The sequence below is a fragment of the Candidatus Poriferisodalis sp. genome (assembly GCF_965208485.1).
In the GTDB taxonomy this organism is placed as follows: Bacteria; Actinomycetota; Acidimicrobiia; order Acidimicrobiales; family Poriferisodalaceae; genus Poriferisodalis.
The window spans coordinates 2,427,019-2,443,381 of the sequence record NZ_OZ242344.1; the positions used below are offsets into that span (position 1 = coordinate 2,427,019).

A 16,363-nucleotide genomic window follows, 5' to 3' on the forward strand; every position below is an offset into this window, starting at 1 on the left:
CACGGAGCGTCTTCGACACAAGGACCGCAGGCCGGCGTCGTTGGCGCTGATTGCTGTGGTGGGTGCGCTGGTGCCGGTGAGCGCGACCTCGCCGTCAGCGGGCGCGCAGGCTGCTGATCCGGTCGCTGCGACCCCGGTGTGCGCTGCGGGGTTTGTCTTTGACAGCGGCCGCGGGGTGTGCGCCGAGGCGCAGTCCGAGCCGGCGGCTGCTGTGTGTCCTGGGTCGGTGGGGGGCGCGGCGTTGGCGGTGTCGGGCCGTGACTGCGTGACGGTGCCGCGTGCTGTGGAGTTGCCGGTGTACTCGTGCGACGCGGGCTGGGCGCTGGTGGTGGCGCTCTGCGAGCGGCAGGTGACGACGCCGACGACGACCTATTACACCGACTGGGTGCGCTACCAGGAGCCCTACCGGGCGCGTGTGGCGCCGTTCACCGAGCGGGTGCAGGTGTCCTATGTGGTGCAGGTGCTGGTGTCCTACACCGAGACCGTGCGCGTCGCGCCGTCCTCCGAGCGGGTGCAGGTGCCGCCGTACAGCGAACTGGTGACGGGAAGCTACGAGACGACGGAGACCTACTGCGCCCGGTGGGACGTGGTGCTGGGCCACTCGGTGTGCGCGCAGTGGGCTGAGCGCACGGTGACGGTGACCTACAGCGAATGGGTGACCGCGTACAACTACGAGACCCGCGAGGTGTTCAACTACGAGGACCAGGTGAGGTTCCGCTACGAGCCCGAGACCCGCTCGCGTTGGGTGGACGAGCCGGTGTACAACTACGAGACCCGCTATCGGTGGGCGTGCTGCCGCGCGGTGCAGGTTCCCACCACGACCTATGTGACCACCACCCAGACCGCGCTGCCCCACGCGTCGTGCACCGCGGGGTACGCGATGAACCCCTCGTCGATGTGCGAACGGCCCGCCCGCACACGTGTCGGAACTGCGACGCCGGCATGCCCCACGGCGACGCCCGCATGGACCCGCACGGGCTGGGACTGCACCCGCACCGTCACCGCGGCGGTGCAGCGATGGGACTGCCCCGCAGGCACCACCGCGGACAGCGCCACGCCGGTGCCGGGCTGCGTCCCCGACACCGACGGCACACAAGACGGACACGAACAGCCCGACGACGGCACTGAGACCGGCGGCAGCAGCAGCGGACGCGCGGGCTGCTCTGCTGTGCTGGCCTCGGCGTCGGGCACGCTTGCGGGGGCGTGGGCGTCGGGCTGCCCGTCGACTCAGTTCGGCAACGCCCAGACCCCCTACTGGGCCCACAGCTACACCTTCGCGGTCGCCGCCGCCGCGACGATCGACATCGACGTCACATCCCACCAGAACCCCTACGTGTTCGTCCTCGACCCAGACGGCAACACCGTCGGCTCCGACGACAACTCCGGCGCAGACGGCCGCGACGCCCGCATCAGAAACCTGCCGCTCGCCGCCGGCAGCTACACCATCGAGGTCACCACCTCCGGACCGCGCACCACCGGCAGCTTCACCCTCGCCTGGGCGATCACCGGCGCCCTCGCCGACACCGTGACCATCACCGGCCTCCAAGACGCTGACGCCACCCCTGAGCTGGGTGCCGCCACGGCGACGGTTTCTGATGAGTTCGCTGTCGCCCCCGCCGACGCAACCTGCCACGCGGCCCCCGCCGACGCGACGATCGCGCCCACGACCGGCGGAGCCAGGACTGTCAGCCTCGAGGTCAACGAGGGCACTACCGTCAACGTCGAGGTCACCTGCACCACCGCCAACGGCTCGGACACCGCCACCGCGCGGTTCACCGCCGACCCGGCGCCGGTCGCGATCAGCGGCCTCGAAGACAGGACCGAGCCCGCGGCCAGCGCCGCGAGCGTCGACGTGTCAGACAGCTTCACTGTCGTGCCTCCAGGCGCACAATGCCGTGCCACGCCCACCGGCGCGACAATCACCCCGACATCGGGCGCGACCGCCCGCACGGTGACCCTCCCCGTCGCTGCCGGCGACGCTGCCGATGTGACCGTCACATGCGCCAACGGCGCCGAACGAGCGGATCACACCGCGAGGTTCACCGCGACCGCTGTGGGGGCCTGCACGCGGAGGCCGTCGAGGTGGGGCCACGGCACCATGGTCTCCACAGGCCGCATCAACGCCGACTATCCCGAGTGCGTCTCGGTGTGGCGATGGGCGACCCCCACCGGCTTGGGCTACTGGGCGCGCTGGCACACCTTCACCCTCGATTCGCCCGGCTGGGTCACCATCACCCTCCAAGCAGCCCCGACCGGCAGCGGCGACCCCGACCTGTTCGTCGCCCTCGGCAGCGGCCACGACCCCACAACAGGCAGCCGGCTCGAGCACAACGACGACGCACGCGGCTACAGCGAACTGGGACTGCACCGCCGCGACAGCCGCATCGCCGACCGATATCTGCCCGCAGGCGACTACACCGTCGAGACCACCACCTACCGCACTCACACCACCGGCCGCTACCGGCTCACCATCACCACCGACCACACCCCCCGCACCCCAGCACACCCCGCAGCACTGAACACAGACATCGGCGCCGAACTCATCCAGACCTGGCGATACCAGCCCGCCGCAGCCACCGCACAGATCACCAGCAGCCTCCCAGAAGGCATCACCGCCAGCATCAACACCGCCCACGGCCTCGCCAGCCTCACAGCCACCACCACCCGCGCAGGCACCTACCCCATAGAGATCACCTACACCAACGGAACCCAAACCCACACAGCCACCACCACCATCACCGCCACCTGCCCCACCACACACACCCAAACACCCACCGGCAACTGCATCCCCAACACCGCGACACTCCCAGCAGGATGCAACATCGCGTGGTTGCACGGCGGCAATTACTGGGGCAGAAACGAATATCTGCACAGCTACAACGACTACGGCGACGGAGCGCCCGTGGGCTGTGACTCGCTCACTCACAGCGGCAAGGCCGTCTACTACGAGTTCAGCACCCCGGAGCGTCTGGCCGTGGCTCTGGGCGTGGCCGACGAGTACGGTCATGCGTCCTCGCTGACGCAATCGGGCGGTCGCCCATCGATCACGCTGTGGCAGCGCATCGGCTCTCTGGGTGCCGTGGCCCTCATCGCGACTGCGCAGGCCGCGCCCGCGTCCGCGCCGGAGCTGTCGGCGACGATCGGCGCCGGCAACTACGTGCTGGAGATCGCCCCATCGAAAGAGATCCTGCAGCCCACATGGTCGATGCAGGTCAAAACAACACTGCCCACCGGCCAGCAGCAACATGAGGAGGCCCTGCGATTCGGAGCGACTGGAAATGTACGAGACCAGTTGGTCCTTCGCCTTTTTGTGGGATGAGGGGCGGTTGAGGGTCCGCTTGTAGGGGTCGAGGCCCTGCTGGGATCGGTGTTTGAGAGACGCCGAACCCCAGGGGGCCTCGATGAAGCGTGATGTTATGTCGGTGCGGCTGTGGCTGCCGCGTATTGAGGTGCTGGAGGTCGCGGTCGACGCGCCTTTGGAGCTGGTGGTGCGGGTGCGCTCGGCGGTGCGTCGCCCCGAGTGCCCGGGTTGTGGGACGCCGAGCGGGAGGGTCCATGACCGCCGGGACCGCGAGATCCGCGACTTGGAGGTGTCGGGCCGGCCGACCACGTTGGTGTGGGATCGGCGGCGGATGGTGTGCGAGCCGTGCGGGCGGCGGTTCATGGAGGACCATCCGGCGTTCGAGGGCAGCGTCACGGCGCGTCTGGCGCGGCGGGTGGTCCAGGACGCACGCGCGATGACGGTCAACGCGGCAGCCAAGCGCCATCAGGTGGGCTGGAAGCTGGTCAATGCTTTGGTGGTCGCCTATGCGGGGCTGGTCGCCGGTCATCGACGCCGCCGACGGTGCCGTGTTCTGTTGGTGGACGAGACCTCGATCCGCAAGCGGCACCGCTATGTGACGGTGCTCGTGAACGGCGACACCGGCGAGGTGCTCGCCATGGTGCCGCATCGCAACAGCCAAGCCCTGTCGGGGTTTCTGGCTGCTCAGGGCCACAAATGGTGCAAAGGCGTCAAAGTCGTGGTGTCCGACGGTTCCAAGGCATACAAGGCCGCCATCGAGGCGCGGCTCGGCCACGCCCGCCACGTGCTGGACCGGTTCCATGTGATCCGATGGTTCGCCGCCGGGCTGACCGCGGTGCGCCGAGACGTGCAGCGCCGCCCCGAAGGCTCCAAGCCTGTGTTCGACCGCGACGTGTTCCGGGCCAGGTTCTTGCTCATGAGACGGCCCGACAAGCTCGACGCCGCCGAACGCCAACGGCTCGAGGAGCTGTTCGCCGCCCACCCGCGGCTCAAAGCCGCGTGGGACGCGCTCGGCGAGCTGCACGGCCTCTATCTCGCCAAGGACCGAAAGGGCGCCCTCGAAGCGCTCGACCGGTTCGCGGACATCTACGGCACCGGGCTGATCCCCGAGTTCAGCGACACAGTCGACACCTTCTTGGCGTGGCACCCCCAGATCCTCGACTGGCACCAAGCCGGCCGGCCCAGCAACGGACCCATCGAAGGAACCAACAACCTGCTGCAGATCCTGCGCCGCAAAGCCCACGGCTTCACCAACTACACGAACTTCGAAGCCCGCGGCCTGCTACTAACCTGACCCCGCCGAACCCAGCAGCCCGAATCCCACAAAAGGACGAAGGCTCGACCAGTTGACGCTCACCCAGTTCGTGGACACCCGGGCCAACGATCATGCCAACTACCCCTACCTCACATGGACATCAGACCAATGCACGGGTTCTCCCGATGAGGCTCATTACACTATTTCTGGATTCGCAGTCCCGGGGCCTTCGTCGAGTGCACGAAGTGTCTTGATATATAGGGCGTGCTGGCGACATGACTTTAACTGGCGCAATCTGTCACGTATCGAGCACTTCGTCGATCCGAACGTGGACTCATGGAATCAGGATGCGAAAGACGACTCGGATGCGCTGCTAGAACAAGATTTCCGTCGACTTTGTGACAGTATCTTCCCCGAACCAGCGTGGATCGCCGCTCGAAACTCGTGCTATATTGACGCTGCAGCTTACGAGTTAGTCGTCTCAAACATCACTCATCTCTGGGACGTGATTCCGTCTCCCGATATAGGACCCCCTGAACGAACCGAGTGATTGATCCCGCTGGCAAATGAAATTACTTACCTGCAGCGTGCTCCTGACGGATCCTGATGTAGGCAGCACTTTGGAGCGGAACCTTGCGGAGTAAAGCGAATAGCAGAACGCAGCAATATTCCTTTCTTGGTTTGGTAGCGCTCTTGCTGCTGTTTGCGGCAGCCTGTTCAGGCCATGACCAAGTCAGCGAAGACCAAAATGTCTTCACCGCAAAAGTGCGCTCACAATTGGATCGATTCGCTGCAACTCATGAACCCGCAACAGATGCCTCAATTTCCATGAGCATTCCGGCCACGAAAGTCCAAGTTCTTGACGTAGACGAGTTCGTCGCGTCGTTCAAACCGATTGCCAAGGAGCTACGAGCTTCTAGGGCGAATACAATAGCGTCTGGCACCTTCGACTCGGATCGCTGGGACGACAAGAATGCAGCTTTGCTGACAGAACTCGAAGCTTGGATAACGGAGTGGATCGGCCGAGCTCAGCCTAGCAATCGGGAGTACCTGGTTGCACTGATGTGGGCGCTTCGCCACCCGCCGCCTGCTTTCGAGACTGGACTCGAAGACAACTTCGGTCCGACATGGTTTGAAGATCGTTTCGACGAAGTATATGACGAGTACTATCTCGGCCTTGCGACAACATGGCTCAACGTCAATTCGGCAAGCCGACCAGCTAGCCTGAAGATTGGCGGCGCTTCGCGTTTGCGTGTGGGATGACGGTTTGAGGGTGCGGGCCGCGTAGGGAGAGATTCCCCAGAATCGGAGGTGTCTTGTCGCCTCGATTCGGGAGGATCCCCGTGGCTGTTGACCCTACGCGTGCGTTGCTGCTGATCGTCGGTCTTGGGTCCGGGCGTGGCGGTCGCCGAGGTGCGTGGCCGCCGCGGCGGGCCGTTGGTGGTCGGGGTCGAGCTGTCCGGGCGGCCGTGCTGTGGGGGCTGCGGCGGACTGGTGCGTCGTCACGGCGCCGGCAAGGTGAGCCTGGCGGACCTGCCGGTGTTCGGGCGGCTGGTGCGGCTGGTGTGGAACAGGCGCCGCTGGCTGTGCCCCGACGGGGCGTGCGCGGCGCGCGTTCGCCGACCAGGGCCCTGCCGTTGCGCTGCCCAGGGCGCGCATGGCATCCCGGGCGGCCCGGTGGGCGGGCCTGGGTCGGGCGATCAAGGAGATCGCGGCCGAGCTGGGCACGGGCTGGCACACGGTGATGGCAGCTGTGCACCGGTGGGGCTGGGCGCTGCTGGGAGCCGGCCCGGGCCGCACCGACGGCGTGAGCGCATTGGGCCTCGACGAGATCCTGATGTTCCGACGCGAGCCGCTGCACCCGGACGCGCAGCGCAGCCTGTTCGAGTCGGAGAACTTCCGCTGCTGAGGATTCCTCACCGACGCCGCCGCCGGTCCAGCTCGACAAGCTCACGCGAAAACACGCCGACGTCGAGGACGCCGTCGCGCGTCTCAAGGACTCCGGGCCGGCGCGGATGCCCTTCACAGCCTGGAACGCCAATCGCGCATGGACAGCACTGCGCACAATCAGCGCAACGCTCGCGCACAGGCTCCAGACACAGCGCCTCGCCGGGCCGCTCGCCAAAGCGGCGCCCAAACAGCTCCGCTGACAGCCGTGGCACCTGCCCGCGCTCGCGCGCGAGACCGGCCGACGCGTCAAGCTGCGGCTCCCCACCGCACACCCCAGCGCCCGAGCCCTGCTCACAGCCCAGCACCCCAACCGAACACCCCACACCCCCGACCCCCCAACGCACCACCCACCCGACAGCCGGCCCGTCGCGCCCCCACACCCAAACCCCGACCGCCCAACCCCGCCACCGACCCCCAACAACCCCGACCACAGCCAGCCAAGCCGACAAACCCAGCCCCGCACGCCAACAACACAACCAACAAACCACAGCCAGCCATCCCCACGAACAATCAGGGCTAGTGGTGCGTCGGCAATTTGCGCAGGGCCTGCCGAAGCCTGTTTCCGCAGGTCAGCGGGCCGCGACCTGCCCGCAAGAAAACCGCGACATACCACTAGACCTGTCAATGTCGGTCGGGCCGCGTCCTTTTGGCGGGCTGAGCGGCGCGCTGGTCGATGATGACCAACGTCCTCGCAATTTTGTCATGCGGTCCTTGACGCCGCTTGTCCAATGTGAACACTCCGATCACTGCAGCGACGATGAGCCAGTTGACTGCAACCTGGAGGGGCACAAACATTTCTCTGTCTCCCTCCCCATTGACGAAGACGATCAATATGGCCAATAGAGCTGCGGGTACCAGCGTGCGGATGATCGCTCTTGCTGTGCCGAGTATCTGACCGTCTCTAGCGGAGACTATCCTTAAGCGCTGTAAGTACTTTCCCGGAGTGCGACGCCATAACACCAGAAACAATGACTCATACAGGAACGCCATGGCGCACCATGACGCCTGAAAGGTGACTAATGTTGCTGTGAGGCTGCTGCGGTTACCCGCGAGATACCACGAAGGCTGAGCCCAGATCATCCACGTGACGAGAAAGGCTAGAACAGACACAACTCCAGCATCTATCGCGCGCGCCGCGACCCGGTATCTCGGCGGAGAGAGAGTCACGAGTGTGCCGGACGTCACTTGCGTCAGGCGGCAACCGGTTTGCTTCACGCCTGACAGAGCATACGACGCTGATTCACCTTCGGTATTGCGCAGGCTGGTGCTCCCTAACCCTGATTATTCACGAGTGTGGTGTTCGGGGCTGTTTGGGTCCGCGGAAGAACCCCTCTGGCCTGCGATGATGCATGTCTGCAAAGAACGCATCGGCGGGTTCAGGGGGGCATCTGCGAGGTGAAACCTGTCAGTGTCGCGAACGCGTGTCTGGCAGGCGGCGGGGATCGGGTCGTGTGGGGCGCCGGGCTGTTCGCTTTGGGGGGCTTCGCGGACTGTGTCGGGCTGACCGGCGCGCTGTCGGCCGCGGTGCCCCGACGCGGGGAGCGCGCCCCGGTTCATGATCGGGGCGCGGTGCTGGTGCACGCGTTGTTGACGGTGGCCGCGGGCGGGGAGGCGTGCAGCGATGTCGAGCATCTGAGAGCGCAGCGGGAGCTGTTCGGCGGTGTGGCGTTGGACTCGGCGCTGTGGCGGGTGATCACCGGGCTGGGCGCAGCGGCGCAGGTGCGCCCGCAGATGTGGGCCGACGCGGACCGCAGCGGCGCGCTGGTGGTCGATGTCGGCTCGACGCTGGCGGGTGGTCCACTGGGAGAACAGGGCGGGCGCGGCGCCGCGGCCGCGCTCAGGTCGCGGACCTCGCCGACCTCGCCGATCTCTCAGGCCGGCCGCCCCGCACGCGGCTCGTGGTGCGCTGAGAGCCCCGCCACCCCGGCGCGCAGCGCAGCCTGTTCGCGAGCGAGAACTTCCGCTGCTGGGGATTCCTCGCCGACCAAGCCGGCCACCCGACCCGGCTCGGCCGCCTGATGCGCAAACACGCCGACACCGAGGACGCCATCGCACGCCTCAACCACAGCGGCATGTCGCGCGTGCCCTTCGCCGACTGGCACGCCAACAGCACACGGGCCGCCCTGCGCGCCCTCAGCTCGATGCTCGTGGGCTGGTTCCAAAACACCTGCCTCACCTGCCCGCTGCGACGCGCAGCGCCCAAACGGCTCCGCCGGCAACTCTGGCACCTGCCCGCTGCGGTGTGCCGCAGCGCACGACGCGTCCTTTTGCGGCTGCCCCAACAGCACCCAGGCGCCAAAGCGCTGCTCGCCATCGCCCACCCCCACTGACACAACCCCCCCCCCCCGCACCCCGAACCGGCGCCTTCCCGCCCCGGCGGGCCAGCCCCCACACGCCCCCACAGCCACACCGGCCCCGCCGGGCACCCCCAGCACGCCCCAACAACCCCACCCGCACCGGTCCCGCCACCACACACCGCCCAAAACCGGCACCCACCACACCCACAAAGCGATCAGAGCAATTCTCGTGAATAATCAGGGCTAGTGGTTCGTCGTTGATTTGGTTGGGGCGCGTACGGTGGGTGCATGGCTGATGTTCTTGTGCTGTGCGATGAGGACCGTGCCGTGGTGGAGCGCATAGCGCGTTCGGGCTGTGAGCCGTGGCGTCGGATGCGGCCCGCGCGGGCGCTGCTGGGGCTGGCCGGCGGCGGGTCGGTGCGCGGGGTGGCGCGGCGGATGGGCGCGCATCAGGACACGGTGCGCCGCTGGCGTGACGAGTTCGAGTGCTCGGGCGTGGACGGGCTGGGCGCGGTGGCGCCGGGCCGGGGCCGCAAGCCGTCGGTGCCCGCGGCGGTGGTGGAGGCGATCGTGGCCGACACGCTGGCTGTGGAGCCCCCTGACGGAGCGGTGTGCTGGTCGACGCGTCAGATAGCGGCCCGTCACGGGGTGGGCAAGGACTTCGTGGCCCAAGTGTGGCGCGAGCGGGGGCTGCGGCCGTGGCTGGCGGCCGTGTTCAAGATCTCCAAGGATCCCGATTTCGAGGCGAAGCTGATCGACGTGATCGGCCTCTATGCCGATCCGCCCGAGCGCGCTGTGGTGTTCAGCTTCGACGAGAAGACCCAGATCCAGGCCCTGGACCGCACCCAGCCGTCGCTGCCGATGCGCCCGGGCCGCAACCGCACCCTCACCCACGACTACAAGAGAAACGGCACCGTTGACCTGTTCGCCGCGCTCAACGTCGCCACCGGCGAGGTGCTCCACCAGACCCGCCGCCGCCACACCGGCAACGACGTGCTTGCGTTCTTCAGATGGACCGACCTGCACACGCCGCGCCACCTCGACGTCCACGTCATCTTGGACAACGTCTCAGCCCACAAGTCCGAACCCGTGCGCAAATGGCTCGCCCACCCCTGCCGGCGACGCTGGCACCTTCACTTCACCCCCACCAGCTCGAGCTGGGCCAACCTCGTCGAAGGCTGGTTCTCGATCCTGACCCGCAAAGCACTCAAGACACGAGCGTTCAACTCCGTCGCCGACCTCACCGACGCCATCGACCACTGGGCAGCCCACTGGAACCACGACCCCCAACCGCTGCGCTGGACCAAAACCGCCGACCAGATCATCGCCAAAGTCAAACGAGCCCGAACCGCCCTAACAGGGTGCTGAAAAAGTCGATTTTCGGACGGTTGCGTAACACAAACCAGCAGGTCAGGGACTTGCGCTCCCGGCCGAACCTGCATATTTCAGCATCCTGCTTAGCCCAGATTCACCGGTGGGGTTGGTGTGAGGGTGGGTGTGCGTCCGCTGGAAGGGTCTCTTGAGGTGGCGTTTTGTCTTTGACGGTTGTTCGGCGTGATGCCGTGTCGGGAGGCGCTTTCTGTGAGCAGCGTATCTGGGGGTCTGGACCGGATCGAGGCGGTGTTCGACGAGGGCATTTTGGTGGCTGACGCGGGCCTGCTGCTGGTGGGTTCTTTGGTGGGTCGGCTGGGTCTGGGGGGCTTGATCGATGACACGGTGGTCCCGCGCCAGGCGGGCCGCGGGTCGGGCGCGAAGGTGCTCACGGCGGTGTTCTCGATGCTGGTTGGCGGGTCGTTCATCTCGGACGCGGACCGGCTGCGGACCGCTTCGACGGGTTCGGTGCTTGGGTTCGCGGTGGCGGCGCCGTCCGCTTTGGGGACGTTCTTGCGGTCCTTCGCATGGGGTCATGTTCGCCGGTTGGGCCGCGCCCGGGAACCGGCGCTGGGCCGAGCGCGGGAAGCTGGGGCTGCGCCTGGGGCGGATCGGATCACGGTCGGCGTCGGCTCCACGATGGCTGAGGTTCACAGCGGCGCCAAGGGCGGCGCTGCGTATGGGCACAGCGGGCGGCTGGGCTGTCACCCTTTGGTCGCGTCCCGTGACGACACCGGCGAGATCGTGCATGCCCGGATGCGCAGGGGCTCCTCCCAGCGGGGCCACGTCCGCTTTGTCGCCGAGACCGTGAACCGGGCGCGCCGCCTCGCTCCCGGCGCCGGTCTCGCGCTGCGCGCGGATGCGGGTTTCTTCAGCTGGGACCTGATCGACAAGCTCAAAGCACACGACACCAGGTTCCTGATCGCTGTCGCCTCCAACCCCAAGATCGACCGGGTCATCGCCGCAATCGACGACCGGGACTGGACCCCGACCGGCTACACCGACGACGGCGAGGCCCAAGTCGCAGAGACCGAGCTGACCAGCGCGCGCCGCCCCAAAGACAAGCCGGCCCACACGGCGCGGCTCGTGGTGCGCCGCACCCGCCTGGTCGGCCCCCAAGCCGACCTGTTCCCCCACTGGCGCCACCACACGTCCGACACCGACGCCGAGACGCTCGACACCAAAGCCGCCGACGCCGCCTACCGATCCCACGCACGCGTCGAGCTCGCCGCCGGGGACCTCAAAGCCGGCGGCCTCGCCCACAGCCCCTCAGCCAGCTTCACCGCCAACGCCGCCTGGCTCGCCTGCGCCGCTCTGGCCCACAACATCGCACGCTGGACAGCACGCATCGGCCAAGTTCACGACCCCCGAAAGCTCACCGTCGCAGCCACCACCGCACGCCGCCTGCTCACCGTGCCCGGCCGGCTCGTCAACCGCAGCAGCCGACCCACCCTGCGGCTCCCCGCACAATGGCCCCGGGCCGACACGTTCACCACAGCACTGCAACACACCCGCAACCTGCCCCAGCGCTGCTGAGCAAACCCCAGCATCACGCAGCGCCGCGCACCACCCCACCAAGACGCCGCACACAACACCCCCCCCAGCCGCCGCCGACCACCCACGCATCCGATCCCACGAACCCGCCACACCAACAGACCGCCCCACCGACAACCCGCCCAACCCGACATCACCCAACCCCACCGGTGAATCCGGGCTAAGCGCTTGCACGCTGTGCGTTAGCGTCGCCTAACATTGGGCATCAAGGGTGCGTGCACTGCTCCTTGGTGTGCGTCCCAGTGGCTCTGGAGCAAGCCGTTGCAATGATCGTCTGCCAGTGTCTCTCGACCAACGAGGCAACTATCCGTCATTTTGCCGCTCGGGGTGCCGACACGGTAGGCGCAATCGGGCGTGCGTGCGGCGCGGGCACCGATTGCGGCAGCTGTCTGATGACGATTCGAGCCGTACTGGATCAATGCCGCGATATCGAGCTTGATCCGGCGCACCGCTCTGCGCGCTCGATCGCCTTCGATCCGGTCGCCGTCAGCGCGTAGCGGCAGGCGCGCCTGAACCAGGTGGCCGTCGCGGCGGGTATTCGCACAGCCTGCGCGTAGGGTGGAGCCATGCGCGGAACCCCAGAGGTCATCGAGTTCCTGAACGAAGCACTGACAGCCGAGTTGACGGCCATCAACCAGTACTTCGCTGCCTCGAAGATTGCTGAGAACTGGGGGTACGGGCGGCTGGCGTCGCAGTACCACGAGGAGTCCATCGAAGAGATGCGCGACGCCGAGAAGCTGATCGACCGCATCCTGATGCTGGACGCCCTGCCCAACATGCAGCGGCTCGGCACAGTGATGATCGGTGAGAACGTGCCCGAACAGCTCGCGCTCGACCGCCGGCTCGAAGAGCACGCCATCGAGCGGTACCGCGACGGGGTCCGGCTGTGCCTCGAGCATGGCGACGTCGGCACGCGAGAGCTGCTCGAACATTTGCTGGTCGGCGAGGAAGAGCACCTCGACTGGATCGAGACCCAGCAGAGCCTGATCGAGGACATCGGCGTCGAGCGGTACCTGCAATCCCAAATCGGCAACACCGAATAGCTCGACGCCGAAGCAGCCTGCTACAGGCTGCCGAGAAGTTCGATGCCGGGGTCGAAGGCGGCTGCTGCGAACCAGAACGTGTCGACGTGCTCGACGGGCCGCAGCTGCGCCCCGGCCAGCGATCCTTCGAGCGCTCGCCCGAGCAGCGACCAGATCGAGCCGGTCTGGTCGTCGACGAATGCCCCCAGCGCCCCCGAGCTAGTTGCATCCGGCACGCGCGTGAAGGTGAGCCGCTGACCGTCCACCGTCGGGTCGTACACCGCGGTGGCGCCCACATCGCGGCCGAGTGCCACCTGCGAGTTCTGAATCGGCGTCGCAGTGCCCGGCAGGTGGAATGCCACGACCTCGGCGTCGCCCATGTCGACGCTCATGACGCCTGCGGTTGCCAGCGCCTCGTGCACTACTGCGACGGCGTCGCCGGCGTGACGTATGACCAGCACACGGGTCTGCGGGGGCAGCTGTGAGTCGGGCGCGTCGCCGAAGAAGTACGGGTCGCCGTCCGGACGGTCGTAGTCCACGTAGGGGTTGACGCCATAGGACCGGCCGAAGCCGCGTGGCCGGCTCAGGACGAGTCCGTTGGGGTGCTCGGCCTGGAACGTCTCGAAGGCGATCGTGGCCATCGGGATCAGTTCGAGCTGGGCGCCGGTGAGGGTTCCGGCGATGGCCTGGCCGGTGAAGTGCGTCCAGAGGCTCTCGGTCTGGCGGTCGTACATGACCAGCGCCGAGTTATAGAGCTTGCCGGAGGTGCCGAAGTCGAGGATGCGATCGCCGAGCTGCCGGTGATACGCAATGGCCGTGTTGCACAGCGGGCAGTACGTGACAGTGACGGGTTCGCCGCCGATCGTGTCGTTGACGATCTCGTGCCAGATCATGACCTGCACCGGGTACGCGCGGGCATCGCCGTTCACGGTGATCGTCACGACGGCTTCTTGGGCCTGCACATACTCGACGTCTGAGGCGCGCTCGAATTCCGGCGCTTCGATGGGCGGGATGCCGTCGGGCGGCGGGCCGCCGGACAGGATGTCGTTCGGCGCTACCAGCGGCTCTGGCAGCTGCGACGCCGTGATGCCCTCACGCAGGGCCGAGACCGTGATCTCGGGCGGGTCGCCGGGGATCTGGGTGACCTCCAGCGGGACGATCGGCAGCGTGGTCGCCGCCGGCTCGGCACCCGAGGGCGCCTCAGTCGTCGCCGGCACGGCCACAGGCTCGGCTGGACCGGTCGTCGGCGCAGCCGCGGCAGTGGTGGACGCCGGGACCGCCGGATCGCCGTCAGACGATGCTTCCGAGCATCCCAGTACGCCGAGCGACAGGGCTGCGGCCGACGCTACGCCAGTCAGCCTGCCGACGATCCGCCGCAGCGGCAGCGATCTCATCGGGCACCGATGCTGTTGCCGTGGAGCCATCGTGCGACGCTACCTCCGGCAGTCCGCGTCGCCTTGTTCACACGCCGATGCATCTCCCTTCGGGCAAATGCCACAGGGCCCAGGACGCCGCGGGTTCGTCGACGAGATGGCGGGCGTTGGCACAGCGCTCCGGTAGGTCGTCGTCTGCGATGACCAACTCGGAGCACGGGTGGCCGCCAGCGTTCAGCTCGACCCGTTCGTGCGCGATCTCGGGCAGCTCCAGCCGGTACAGCCACAGCGCATAGTCGGGCACCGAGGTACGATCGTGCGCGAGGCACCTCGGACCGTCGCCGTCGACGGCTTGGGCAACGACCTCTGCAGCAACGACTTGGCCTCGGGCGACCTCGCCGACATCAGCGAGGTGGCGGTGATTCGACACGGTGGCCGTCAGGCCCAGCGCGAGCACGGCGCCGACGAGCGTGCCCAGCGCTACCGGCGGGACGCTCGCTGCTTGTCTGCGCACTGTGGCCGAGGCAAGCAGCACGCCGATCAGGGCCGACACGAGGGCCGCCACTGCTACCGCACCGAGCCGCTCATCGAGCCACGTCCAGGCCGGGCTGAGCGACAGGGTCATGATGCGGCGCGGGATGGCCTCGTAGCCGTCGGACGCAGCGACGACCAGCGCGCACGCGGTCAGCGCCACGGCAGCGCTCGTACCGAGCACCGCGGAGGTGCGACGGCGGCTGGAGTGCCGGGTCGCGAGCCAGGCCAGGGCCACCACCGCGAGCGGCACGGCCCACGGATCCACATAGCGCCCGTACAGCAGAGCGTCGGCGCGTTCGCTGCCGGTCAGCGTCCAGCCGCCGGCCAGCAGCGCTCCGAGCACCCCGATCGCAACGCAGACCAGTGCAGCCGTGAGGGCATCTGGGCTGCTGGTGCCTTCCTGCTGGGGCTGGGAGGCTCGTCTGCTGTCAGCGCCCCCGGGCAACGGCTCGGGGCGAGGCTGTCGCCCGAGCGGCCCGTCGGTCGTCGTTGCCAGCGGGTCCGGCGCAGTCAGCGCATTCTCACTGCCAAAGGACCGCCTCCGGAACAGCTCGAATGCGAGCTCGAATGCGACTCCGAGTCCTGCGACCAGTCCGATCACACCGAGTCCGATGGTGCCGCCGCCCAGCGCCAGCAGTTGGCCCGCGAAGGTTACGATCGGTTCGAGCCCGCGGTCGAGCTGCGCCGCCTCGCTCAGCCGCTCCGCCGGCCAGGTGCCGGTGAGCGTCAGCGCCGCTGCCGTCGCCGTCGCGCCCCCAACCAATCCTGCGCCGAGAGCGATCCATGCACGGCGAGCGATCCTGCACAGCATTGCAGTGAGCACTACAGCGACCACCAGCACGGCCATGCGAGCATGCACGGCGACCGTCAAGGTCGCCAGCAGGCCGGCACGTGCCCACGCTCGCTGGCTCGCCGCGGCGCCGGCAGCCGTCACGGCGAAGCCCACGCTGAGCGCCACGACGAGCACTGCCAAGGTCAGCAGGGTCTCGGGCCAGGCAATGCGCGAGGCGCTCGACAGCGACGGGTGCACTGCTGCGATGAGTCCCGCCGCCCCGGCAACCCTCCAGCGCTGCGAAACCACCAGACCCAGCCGGCCCGCCACCACGACAGCGGCGACTGCCGACAGCGAATTGACGACCAGCGCGAGGTAATGCACCGCCTCTCCCTGGGTCGGAAGCTCCGGGACCTGCGAAACGGCTACCAGCGGCGCTATCAGCAGCCCGTATCCCGGCTGGAACGGGATGTCTTCGGTTGCGAGCCCGTCGCCGCCGACCCATTGGGCGATGCCCAAGTACGCCGGGATGTCAGGAACTGCCACCGGACCACCTGCGGAGGTCGCTGTGCTCAGGTGCAGAGCGAGCACGGCGAAGAGCGCCCCCGCCCCGATGAGGGGCCACACGAGGGGCCACACAATGACTCGTGGCGTGTCGTGCTGCATGCCGCTGCGAAGGCTGTCACACCCGGGGTGCCGACAACGTCAACAGGCATCGCTCTCGCGTCATCGACGGCTTCACCGAGACAGCGGGCAGCCTCGTCAAGCTCATCAAGGGAGCATCGTTCGGGAACCGCCGGCTTCGGTCGCTGCCGAATCGGCGGGACGGTGTTCGTGAGGCTGGCGCCTGGGAGCCCGGAGTCGCCTCGGCGTCCGAGCGCTGAACCGGCATCCGCGAGCGGACCCGGCGCAGGCGTGTCCGCGGTCCCCGCAC

Annotated in this window: 14 protein-coding genes; 11 read left to right on the forward strand and 3 right to left on the reverse strand. The window is 67.7% G+C overall.

The genetic code is table 11. The features are described from left to right. Positions 1-40: 40 nt before the first annotated feature. From ACOGXQ_RS11405 to ACOGXQ_RS11425, 5 genes are all read left to right on the forward strand, one after another. Positions 41-3,319 carry a pre-peptidase C-terminal domain-containing protein gene (locus tag ACOGXQ_RS11405; RefSeq protein WP_419943791.1) on the forward strand — a complete coding sequence of 1,093 codons (3,279 nt, stop codon included), beginning with the start codon at positions 41-43 and terminating at the stop codon, positions 3,317-3,319. An 82-nt stretch (positions 3,320-3,401) separates the two neighbouring features. Further along, a complete protein-coding gene (locus ACOGXQ_RS11410; RefSeq protein WP_419943792.1) occupies positions 3,402-4,595 on the forward strand; it encodes an ISL3 family transposase in 1,194 nt (397 codons plus the stop codon). Between the two features lie 52 nt (positions 4,596-4,647). Further along, complete coding sequence (locus tag ACOGXQ_RS11415; protein ID WP_419943793.1) at positions 4,648-5,106, forward strand: phospholipase A2; 459 nt, start codon at positions 4,648-4,650, stop codon at positions 5,104-5,106. Positions 5,107-5,249: 143 nt separating this feature from the next. Beyond that, positions 5,250-5,819 carry a hypothetical protein gene (locus ACOGXQ_RS11420; RefSeq protein WP_419943794.1) on the forward strand — a complete coding sequence of 190 codons (570 nt, stop codon included), beginning with the start codon at positions 5,250-5,252 and terminating at the stop codon, positions 5,817-5,819. Positions 5,820-6,213: 394 nt separating this feature from the next. Then, positions 6,214-6,465 (forward strand): hypothetical protein, encoded by a 252-nt coding sequence (locus tag ACOGXQ_RS11425; protein ID WP_419943795.1) that lies wholly within the window; start codon positions 6,214-6,216, stop codon positions 6,463-6,465. A gap of 662 nt (positions 6,466-7,127) precedes the next feature. On the opposite strand, the gene ACOGXQ_RS11430 is transcribed toward ACOGXQ_RS11425, so the two are convergent. Next, entirely contained in the window at positions 7,128-7,721 is a 594-nt protein-coding gene (locus ACOGXQ_RS11430) for an RDD family protein (protein WP_419943796.1), read from the reverse strand. Between the two features lie 180 nt (positions 7,722-7,901). Here ACOGXQ_RS11430 and ACOGXQ_RS11435 point away from each other — a divergent pair, with 180 nt between their 5' ends. From ACOGXQ_RS11435 to bfr, 6 genes are all read left to right on the forward strand, one after another. Continuing rightward, the gene (locus ACOGXQ_RS11435) at positions 7,902-8,525 is read left to right on the forward strand and encodes a hypothetical protein (RefSeq protein ID WP_419943797.1); all 624 of its coding nucleotides are present in this window, start codon (positions 7,902-7,904) and stop codon (positions 8,523-8,525) included. Beyond that, positions 8,525-8,836: a transposase gene (locus tag ACOGXQ_RS11440; RefSeq protein ID WP_419943798.1), complete on the forward strand. Its 312-nt coding sequence runs from the start codon at positions 8,525-8,527 to the stop codon at positions 8,834-8,836. The genes ACOGXQ_RS11435 and ACOGXQ_RS11440 overlap by 1 nt, the downstream gene beginning before the upstream one ends. A gap of 255 nt (positions 8,837-9,091) precedes the next feature. Next, on the forward strand, positions 9,092-10,171 hold the full coding sequence (locus ACOGXQ_RS11445) for an IS630 family transposase (protein WP_419943799.1): 1,080 nt from the start codon (positions 9,092-9,094) through the stop codon (positions 10,169-10,171). A gap of 213 nt (positions 10,172-10,384) precedes the next feature. Beyond that, the gene (locus ACOGXQ_RS11450; RefSeq protein WP_419943785.1) at positions 10,385-11,710 is read left to right on the forward strand and encodes an IS1380 family transposase; all 1,326 of its coding nucleotides are present in this window, start codon (positions 10,385-10,387) and stop codon (positions 11,708-11,710) included. A 284-nt stretch (positions 11,711-11,994) separates the two neighbouring features. Beyond that, positions 11,995-12,225, forward strand: a complete 231-nt coding sequence (locus tag ACOGXQ_RS11455; protein ID WP_419943800.1) for a (2Fe-2S)-binding protein — start codon at positions 11,995-11,997, stop codon at positions 12,223-12,225. 69 nt (positions 12,226-12,294) lie between these two features. After that, positions 12,295-12,771 (forward strand): bacterioferritin, encoded by a 477-nt coding sequence (bfr, locus tag ACOGXQ_RS11460; RefSeq protein ID WP_419943801.1) that lies wholly within the window; start codon positions 12,295-12,297, stop codon positions 12,769-12,771. A 20-nt stretch (positions 12,772-12,791) separates the two neighbouring features. On the opposite strand, the gene ACOGXQ_RS11465 is transcribed toward bfr, so the two are convergent. Beyond that, positions 12,792-14,144, reverse strand: a complete 1,353-nt coding sequence (locus ACOGXQ_RS11465; RefSeq protein ID WP_419943802.1) for a DUF3179 domain-containing protein — start codon at positions 14,142-14,144, stop codon at positions 12,792-12,794. 67 nt (positions 14,145-14,211) lie between these two features. After that, positions 14,212-16,095, reverse strand: a complete 1,884-nt coding sequence (locus ACOGXQ_RS11470) for a hypothetical protein (protein ID WP_419943803.1) — start codon at positions 16,093-16,095, stop codon at positions 14,212-14,214. Positions 16,096-16,363: the final 268 nt, after the last annotated feature.

Excerpts from the sequence above, each read along its gene's own strand:
- ACOGXQ_RS11410 (WP_419943792.1), top strand. The coding sequence starts at position 3,402 with ATGAAGCGTGATGTTATGTCGGTGCGGCTGTGGCTGCCGCGTATTGAG.
- ACOGXQ_RS11425 (WP_419943795.1), top strand. The coding sequence starts at position 6,214 with ATGGCATCCCGGGCGGCCCGGTGGGCGGGCCTGGGTCGGGCGATCAAG.
- ACOGXQ_RS11445 (WP_419943799.1), top strand. The coding sequence starts at position 9,092 with ATGGCTGATGTTCTTGTGCTGTGCGATGAGGACCGTGCCGTGGTGGAG.
- ACOGXQ_RS11470 (WP_419943803.1), bottom strand. The coding sequence starts at position 16,095 with ATGCAGCACGACACGCCACGAGTCATTGTGTGGCCCCTCGTGTGGCCC.
- ACOGXQ_RS11465 (WP_419943802.1), bottom strand. The coding sequence starts at position 14,144 with ATGAGATCGCTGCCGCTGCGGCGGATCGTCGGCAGGCTGACTGGCGTA.
- ACOGXQ_RS11455 (WP_419943800.1), top strand. The coding sequence starts at position 11,995 with ATGATCGTCTGCCAGTGTCTCTCGACCAACGAGGCAACTATCCGTCAT.
- ACOGXQ_RS11440 (WP_419943798.1), top strand. The coding sequence starts at position 8,525 with ATGCGCAAACACGCCGACACCGAGGACGCCATCGCACGCCTCAACCAC.
- bfr (WP_419943801.1), top strand. The coding sequence starts at position 12,295 with ATGCGCGGAACCCCAGAGGTCATCGAGTTCCTGAACGAAGCACTGACA.